Consider the following 1774-nt stretch of genomic DNA (forward strand, 5'->3'; position numbering starts at 1 on the left):
GTGGGCGCGCGCGTGCCGCCCGCGCTGCGCGACGCGCTCCGGCTGCGCCGCCTCGCCGCCGCCGTGGGGGAGGTCGAGCGCGGGCGCGACGAGCAGGCGTACGCCGAGCTGCGCGGGCTGCTGCGCGCGGGGCTCGGGTCGCTGCGCCCCGCCGACGCGATGCTGCTGCGCGTCTACCTCGGCGTGTCGGACGGCACGCCCGCCGGGCGCGCGCGGCGCGCGGTGCGCGGGTGGTGGGACGCCCTGCGCGGGCGGCGCGCATGACGACGCTCGACGCCACCGCGCCGCTGGTGCAGGCGGCGCCGACGCGCGAGACGCTGCACCTCTGGGGCGCCCCGGCGGCCGGGAAGACCGGGCTGCTCGGCGCGCTCTACGCGACGTCCAAGAGCCGGGAGCCCGACCGCTGGGAGGCGCACCCCAAGGACTCGCGCGACGCGTACACGCAGGAGCAGCTCCTCGACGCGTACGAGCAGCTGCTCGACCGCGCGGTCGCCAAGACCGACGTGCGCAAGGACGGCTACCGCCCGATCGAGTTCCTGCTGCGGCAGTACCGGAAGGGCGCCGCCACCGGCGACACGCTGCGGCTGTCGATCGTCGACCCGGCGGGCGAGTACTCGACGCGCGCGGAGCTGGGGCACACCGAGCACGGGAAGGCGCTGTTCGCGCGCGTCGCGAACGGCGGCGGGCTGCTCTGGCTGTTCAGCGCCGGCGCGCCGTCGTCGCTCGACCGGCTGGTGGTGCTGCGCCACCTCGTCGCGCTGCTGGAGCACGCGGGGGGGCCGCAGCTCGGGATCCCGGTGGGGCTCTGCCTCAGCAAGGTCGACGCGCTGCCGCCGGACCGGCGCGAGGCGGCGCTGGCCGACCCGCGCGCGGCACTGCTCGAGCACCTCGGCCCGACGACGTTCACCTGGTTCGAGGCGGCGTGCCCGCGGCTGAGGTGCTTCGCCATCTCGTCGGCGGGGACGGAGCCGGGGCGGGTGCGCCCGGTGGGGCTGCTGCCGACGCTGTCGTGGTTCGCGGCCGAGATCAACGCGCCGCCCGCCGCCGCGCCCGCGCCGCCCCCGCCCGCGCCGCCGTCGCCCGCGTTCACCCCCGACGCGCCGTTCGCGACGGTCGAGGTGCCGATCGTGTCGCGCCAGGCCGCGCGCGGCGGGGTGCTGGGCGCGCTGGCGTCGCGGCTGGCGAGCGCGGGGATGGTGCCGGATCCGGGGGCGAACGGGGCGACGGTGGCGATGCCGGCGGTTCGGAGGGGAGTCGGGTACGGCGAGCTCGGGAAGGGCGAGCTCGGGAGGGGCGAACTCGGGAAGGGCGAACGCGATAGGAGCGAGCCCGCTCCGCGCGCCGTCGCAGCACCCGAGATCGCGGTACCCGCGTTCGCCCCTCCCGACGTCGCCCCATCCGAGTTCGCCCCATCCGACCTCGATTCTCCCGAACTCGCCCCACCCGCCCTCCGCACCCGCCTCGCCCGCGCCGCCCTCTCCGGCGCCCTCGCCCTGGTCGCGATCGGCGCCGGCGCCTTCGCCGCCGGCGGCGCGGTGCGCGCCGCCGGCGAGCGCTGGCAGTCCCCCGACGCGCCCCCGGCGATGATGGGACGCGACGAGTCGCCCGCGGCCCGCCGCTTCCAGGCGGAGCGCGAGCGCGACCAGATGCTGCGCTACCTGCGCGGCGCGGTGGGCGAGGCGTCGCCGTGACGCTCGCCCTCGCCCTGTTCGGCGCGCTGCTGGAGGCGGCGCTGGCCGCCTGGCGCGCGCGGCGCGGGCAGCCGTCGGCCGAA

Annotated in this window: 2 protein-coding genes; both read left to right on the top strand. The window is 78.6% G+C overall.

Features of this window, described 5'->3' with window-relative positions; all coding sequences use genetic code 11:
• Positions 1–264: hypothetical protein (locus PYV61_RS24990; protein ID WP_275836597.1), on the top strand; the 264-nt coding region annotated here is incomplete at its 5' end.
• Complete coding sequence (locus tag PYV61_RS24995) at positions 261–1691, top strand: hypothetical protein (RefSeq protein ID WP_275836598.1); 1431 nt, start codon at positions 261–263, stop codon at positions 1689–1691. The genes PYV61_RS24990 and PYV61_RS24995, both read left to right, overlap by 4 nt.
• Positions 1692–1774 lie beyond the last annotated feature (83 nt).

It is taken from the genome of Roseisolibacter sp. H3M3-2 (assembly GCF_029211165.1).
Classification (GTDB): domain Bacteria; phylum Gemmatimonadota; class Gemmatimonadetes; order Gemmatimonadales; family Gemmatimonadaceae; genus Roseisolibacter.

Coding starts and splice junctions, on each gene's coding strand:
- PYV61_RS24995 (WP_275836598.1), top strand. CDS start 261: ATGACGACGCTCGACGCCACCGCGCCGCTGGTGCAGGCGGCGCCGACG.